The organism is Algoriphagus sp., assembly GCF_029254265.1.
In the GTDB taxonomy this organism is placed as follows: Bacteria; Bacteroidota; Bacteroidia; order Cytophagales; family Cyclobacteriaceae; genus Algoriphagus.
This window is the reverse complement of sequence record NZ_JAQWXX010000023.1, coordinates 34,102-40,473: the sequence shown is the minus strand read 5'-3', so window position 1 is coordinate 40,473 and position 6,372 is coordinate 34,102. Positions and strand designations below refer to the sequence as shown.

The 6,372-nt window shown below is 40.6% G+C and carries 5 protein-coding genes; all 5 read right to left on the bottom strand.

Features of this window, described 5'->3' with window-relative positions; all coding sequences use genetic code 11:
• Positions 1-88: 88 nt before the first annotated feature.
• The 5 genes from P8O16_RS02405 to P8O16_RS02385 all read right to left on the bottom strand — a co-directional run bounded on the left by P8O16_RS02405 (position 89) and on the right by P8O16_RS02385 (position 6,367).
• Complete coding sequence (locus P8O16_RS02405; protein ID WP_300310485.1) at positions 89-502, bottom strand: VOC family protein; 414 nt, start codon at positions 500-502, stop codon at positions 89-91.
• Positions 502-2,571, bottom strand: a complete 2,070-nt coding sequence (locus P8O16_RS02400) for a prolyl oligopeptidase family serine peptidase (protein ID WP_300310483.1) — start codon at positions 2,569-2,571, stop codon at positions 502-504. Before P8O16_RS02400 ends, P8O16_RS02405 begins: the two co-directional genes overlap by 1 nt.
• A 5-nt stretch (positions 2,572-2,576) precedes the next feature.
• Complete coding sequence (locus P8O16_RS02395) at positions 2,577-3,587, bottom strand: PDDEXK nuclease domain-containing protein (protein ID WP_300310481.1); 1,011 nt, start codon at positions 3,585-3,587, stop codon at positions 2,577-2,579.
• 1 nt (position 3,588) lies between these two features.
• Positions 3,589-4,893 carry a D-alanyl-D-alanine carboxypeptidase gene (locus P8O16_RS02390; protein WP_300310479.1) on the bottom strand — a complete coding sequence of 435 codons (1,305 nt, stop codon included), beginning with the start codon at positions 4,891-4,893 and terminating at the stop codon, positions 3,589-3,591.
• Positions 4,894-4,954: 61 nt separating this feature from the next.
• Positions 4,955-6,367, bottom strand: a complete 1,413-nt coding sequence (locus P8O16_RS02385; RefSeq protein ID WP_300310476.1) for a SusD/RagB family nutrient-binding outer membrane lipoprotein — start codon at positions 6,365-6,367, stop codon at positions 4,955-4,957.
• Between the last annotated feature and the right edge of the window lie 5 nt (positions 6,368-6,372).

The window sequence follows — 6,372 nt, the reverse complement described above, 5'->3', positions numbered from 1 at the left end:
GAATTACCTGGACGAGTTTTGTTACAAGCTCAACAGAAGATACTTCGGTCAAAAACTCTTTGACAGACTCATCATTGCTTCGATTTAATCATACTGGCAAGATTGCGGATATACATATTTCATAAAACTCAATCGGGAGATCATCAGGATCTGCGATGAAAGTAAACCGCTTTCCGGTAAACTCGTCCACTCGAATAGGCTCCGACCATATTCCTTGATTTTGAAGGGAATGAATGACAGATTCTAGGTTCTCTACTGAAAATGCCAAATGCCTCAAACCAGCAGCTTCAGGTCTTGAGACTCGTTGGGGTGGATTAGGGAAAGAAAATAGTTCAATCATATATTTCCCGTTCAATGCCAAATCAAGCTTATAAGAATCACGCTTTTCCCGAAAAACTTCCTGAATTATTTCCAAGCCTAGAATATCGGTATAGAATTTTTTTGACCGTTCGTAGTCCGAACAGATAATCGCAATATGATGGAGGTCTTGTAGCTTCAGCATCAATTCATCAGATGTTTTTTGAGAAAATCTGCTGTAGCCTGATCTACACGAACCATATTTTCCCACTTCATCCAATGATGGGTATCTCCAGGAATTAGTATGGATTCGTATGGTTTTTTGAGTTCCTCAAATCTCCGGATCAAATCTGCTGTTTGGCTTACATTGACATTACGATCATCATCTGAGTGGATGAACAAAACCGGCGATGTCCAAGTAGCTAAATCCGAAATGGGTGAGGAGTCCCAAGCGACTTTCTTCGCTTTTTCATAGTCTGGTGCCACTTCGTAAGTTTCGGGCAAGTCGTATCGTCCATCCAAATCATGCACTCCATGAATATCCACTCCGACTTTGAATAAATCCGAATCTCTGGCCAAGGCAAGTGCAGTTAAAAATCCCCCGTAGCTGCCACCATAAATCCCGATTTTATCCCCATCAACCTGAGTTAAGTTGGCAAGAAATTCTCCTCCTGCCTTGATATCTTGATACTCCACCGCACCTTGGTAATAGCCGTTTGCAGGTCTGTGAAACTCATATCCATAACCTATCCCTAATCGGTAATTAACTGAAAGTACTACAAAACCTAACTCTGCCAAGTACTGATTGATGGCGTAGGTATTTGAATAATAATCCATGTAGCTCCATCCTAAAAGCATCTGACGCTGAGGACCTCCATGAGCGAAGATCACGCCTGGTTTTTTCGAAGCACCTCCTTCTTTTTCAAATAACTGCCCATAGACTGTGGTCCCATCGAGCGCTTTGAAGCTTACTTGCTTTGGGGTTACCAAACTATTCTGGGGAAAATCAGCAGGGATTATATTCTCCTGCAAGAGTTTGATAGAAGCCTCATCCTTAATGGCGATTAAATGAGAACGCAGGGGGGTGGCACTGAAAAAGGCCATTTTACCAGAATTTCCAATCCAAACCGGGTAAGCCTCTATTCCTGTTCCGGAGGTTTCCCAAGTTAATTTGTTACTGGAAAGATCAACAGAACCGATATGTCTTCGATCCAAATCCTCAGGTGATTCACCGGTATTTGCAGAAAAAATCAACTTTTGTCCATCTGGACTCAACTTGATTTGTTCAACCATGTAATTCCCTGGGGTGAGCAGAGTTGATTTTTGATCTGAAACAGAAAGTGAATACAAGTGCTGCCAACCATCCTCATAGGATTGATACACGATTATGTCATTATTGGCAAAAGCGAAAAAGGGATAAGGATAGGATCCTCGAAGTGTCTCCGGTGCTTTCCAAAGCTTTTTGCCCTTTCCAGATGCTGCATCTGCAACCCAGATCTCCCAAGGGTTGTGTCGAGGTTCTAAAAGTGGAAATGCGGCGCCTTTGCCACCCAATGTGCGGATAAATGCGATGGATTTTCCATCCGGAGACCACTGAGGGTTCGTATCTCGGTGAAATGAAGGTTCAATCCATCGGATAGGAGTATTGGAGTCTTGATAAATCCCCATAATTGAATGGCTTCCCCGGTTTACTGTGAAGGCTAATTGTTTTCCATCGGGAGAAAATTGCATTCCGTTTACTGAGCCTTTTACTTCAAATAATTGCTTAGGCTTTTCAGTGCTATTTAAATCCGTTTCCCAGATTTGTCCACCTTTCAAAAAGATCAATCGAGCAGGAAACCCAAATTGAGGGGAATCAGCTTCCATTACCGGAAGTAAAAGCTTGGTCGATAAATTCATTTTCCAGATTTCTACTTTTGGGAGTTCAAGCAGATTTTCTGCGTTTACAGTCGAGGATGCATTTCCGCCGCCATGATCGCCGCCTCTGACAAAAACTAACCAGTTTCCATCTGGGCTAAATTGTAAACTGCTGATTTCTTGCCCATCATCCTTGATAAATGGAGTTAGTTTTTTAGGCTCAAAGTCAGGTGCTTCTGCCAAATAGATGTTCCGTTTTCCTTGTTCATTCATTGCCCAAGCGATTTTTTCGCCCGTTAGGGAAGAAGTCAACTCAGAAGGAAAGCTGAATTTTGCTACTTGCTCCATCGTAAAGGACTGTGCGTAAAGTACGATCGGAAGCAGTAAAATGAATAGAAGTGAAAGAGTTCGTTGCATAGGTTTTAGTTGGAGGTTAAAAGTTTTTCGAGTTCGTGAGCAAGTTCAGCTTTATCGGGAAGATAGAATTGATATTTACTTACAAAGAGTTGATTACTAATGTTTTCAGTAGCATATTCTACAAGAATTTGATCTTTATATGCACCAAGTATTATCCCAATTGGCGGATTATCACCTTCTGTGGATTCTTCTTTTCGAAAATAATTGAGGTATAAATTCATCTGACCTATGTCCTGATGATCAATCTCCCCGCGTTTCAAGTCAATAAGGACAAAGCATTTTAGAATGCGATGATAAAATACCAAATCCACGAAAAAATGTCTGTTGCCCAGCGAAATACGATATTGTCTTCCAATGAATGCAAAACCTTTCCCAAGCTCTAGTAAGAAGTTTTGGAGATTTTCAATAAGGCTTGTTTCTAATTCATTTTCTGAATAAGTATTAGGATTTTTTAGACCGAGAAATTCAAATACATAAGGGTCTTTGAGGATGTCCTGAGGTTTATGGATTTCACTTCCTTTTTCAGCTAATTTTAAAACGGATTCTTTGTCCTTACTTAGTGCCAAACGATGAAAAAGCATACTCTTCATCTGACGTTTCAACTCACGGACCGACCATTTTTCTTTTTCACATTCTTTTGTATAAAAGCTGATTTCCAAATCATTATCGGATTTAATTATTTCACAGTAATGACTCCAAGACAATTGTCCAGACAGTGTCTGGACTTTTTGAAATTTCAAAAAGAAGGATCGTATTTGAAATAAATTTGATCTTGAAAATCCTTTTCCATATTCTAAGCTTAAGTCCTTTGAAAGGCTGTCTAGAATAGCAGTTCCATAATCTGCTTTTTCTTTCCCCTTTTGCTCAAATTCGACGATATGTCTCCCAATCTGCCAATAGGTTTGGACTAGGATATTATTTATGGCTTGGCTGGCCTGAGTTCTTCCTATCAGAAGTAATTCTGAAATTTGAGACTTCAGCGAATCATATTCAGGATTTTGTGCGATTGGATTCATGTTAAAAGCGATCATGGATCAGATAAAGGATCTTTTCTAATTCCTTTTTCAATTCACTCGAAGGTTTTGCATAGTTATTCATCATACAGGAGAAGTGGAGGACTTTTCCGCTTTTGGTGATTAGATATCCGCTGAGCGCATTGCTCATCGAGAGCGTACCTGTTTTGGCATAGATATAGGCAGGTTGGCCTTCATCAGCTTTGTACCAATTCCGGATTGTTCCTGATTCACCTCCAGCAGGGAAATAGGCCTTTATCTTTTCGAGCGGAACTTCTGTTCTGATTTTTCCCAAAAGACCGATTATACTTCTTGGAGTGAACATGTTGCGCGCTGAAAGTCCTGAGCCATCATACCAAACTGGCTCGTCAGGAAGGTCTGCCAATAGATTTTCTTTGGCGTATGAAATGGCATCAGAAGTACTCAATTTGTTATTTAATTGATCGGATACCAGAAGCAGTAATTGCTCCGCTAGAAAATTATCGCTGATTTTCATCATCTGCGCATAGATGCTATCGGCAGGGGCAGTTTGGAGTTTTTTAGGGTCTGAATTGAAGTAATTTTGATTGTGGATAAGAGTCACCTTTTTCTCGAGCTCTTCAGAAAGCATGAGGGAGGCAAGCTCAGCTGAGGTCACAAAAGGGATGTCTGTCTCAAATGTCCCTTCCCATTTATCGGGAATCTGATAGGTAAAAAGGTTGTCAAATCGATCTCTCCGGAAATTGTATCCTTTCCAGTTTTCTGGTTTTTCTGCTTTTAATCGGTTCTTGAAGCGAGATGGAATTATCTCAAAAATTGAATTTTCTTCTTTTTTATCAAATCGGACGACATTGCCATAGATTGGAAATGCGGATCGCTCAGTTGCAAAATAATAATTGTACCAATCCCAAGACCAACCAGGACCAAATGCGGCTACCTGCTCAAAATTATCCAAGAGGAAAAGCTGTTTTCCGGAGTTTTTGAGGAAGTCCAAAGCGACTTCATTTCTTAAATCAGGGTGTAAAAAGCTAGGATCTCCTGTTCCCCAAAAAATCAATGAATCACCTCTTTCGAGGTAATTCAAGCCATTCACTAACTCATCTCCCAGAACGGTATAGGCGGTATAGAAAGTAAAAAGTTTTGTGTTAGAGGCGGGAATAAAATATTTATCTGAATTGATATCTACCAAAACTTTTCCTTTATCCGGATCCAAAAGCATAAAACCCAAATGACCTTGTTCAAATACATCGGTTTTGGTAAATGATTTATTGATTTTTTGGACTGTACAGGAACTCAGTAGTATGGCAAGCCCGAGAAGAATGTTTTTCATTCGATTAATATAAAAAAAGTCTCCTGCTTTAGGGCAGGAGACTTTAAGGATGAAAGAAATTTTACTGATCCCACCAGATTCGATCTAGCAGTGTCACCGAAGGAACATTCTGTCCATTTCTACTGATTTCACTATCCGGATAGGCGAGACGCCTGATTAGATTCCCTCCCAAATTAGGATTTAGGTTAGCTGGCGGACTAAAGTTTTTATAATTATAATCAAATCTTCTGGCATCATTCCAGCTTTCCGGATGAAGGAACATGGCTACCCATTTCTCCTTGAAAATCAAATCTAAAGTCAAATCTGCCGCACCTACGTTGACGCTTGGATCAGAAAGGTAAGTGGCTTTATCAGCGGCAGCTACACCTAACATATCCATATGCGCCTCGATTCCTTCCATATATGCATCGAAAGCTCTAGCCTTATCTGTATCGAATGCGGCCTCAGCTTCAATAAACTTTAACTCAGCATATGTTGCTATTAAGACAGGGGATAATGTTGAGGTATAATACTGTCCAGGGATCAAAGTAGATCTTGCACCTTGTTCAGGTGCGTTTCCACGACCTGCTCCATTTACAGTCCCGACAAACTCTCCATCGTCGGTAGTTCCCACCATTAGAGCCAATCTTGGATCCACTGCGGGATAAGATGTACCGTCAAGTGCTTCTATAAATTGCTCGGAAATCCATCCGCCAAGCAACAAGTTAGAGTTGTTGATTGCCACTTGAGCCCAAGGGTTAAAGCGTTGTTCAAAGAAAATCACTTCAGCATTGTCGGCATTGGAGGAAAAACCTGCTGTTGTGGCTGCTAAAACTTCTGCAGCACTGAAGCCCGAGCCACCTCTGGAATGAATCAGATATCTTGCTTTTAAGGTATTTGCAAATTTGATCCAAGTGGCCACATCTCCACCATAGATAAAGTCGTCATTTCCAATCGAAATCGAAGTAGTGCCTTGAAGGTTTGCTATTCCTTGATCGAGTAAACTGATGATATTTCCATAAAGGGTTTGATCATCATCATATTTAGGCGTTACAGTTGTAAAGTTGAAACTTTCTGAAAAAGGGACGTCACCAAATAAATCCACTGTCATTCCTAAATTCAAAGCCATTAACACCTGGCCTGCACCTAGGTAATGAAGTGAACCAGCTTCTTCAGCTTTTTTATTCATTTCATTTAAGTCTGTCATGACATTGTACAAGCTGAACCAAGTCCCGCTAAAATCTAATGGTTCCATGGTGTCCGAACCACTGTCTGGATTTGGAGAGGCAAGGTATTGCACATAGTTACTTACCGCACTTCCTGATCTGAAGACGTTAAGAGAGGTCTCGTACGTGATGTTAGTCATCAAGCCAGAGATAGGTGCATCTTCCGGATTGTTTGGGTTTTCGTTGACATCCAGAAAGCTTTCACAAGCTGAAGCTGAAAGGATCAAGGAGGCACCCATTATTGCTCTTATCTTATTATGTAATTTCATGTTTC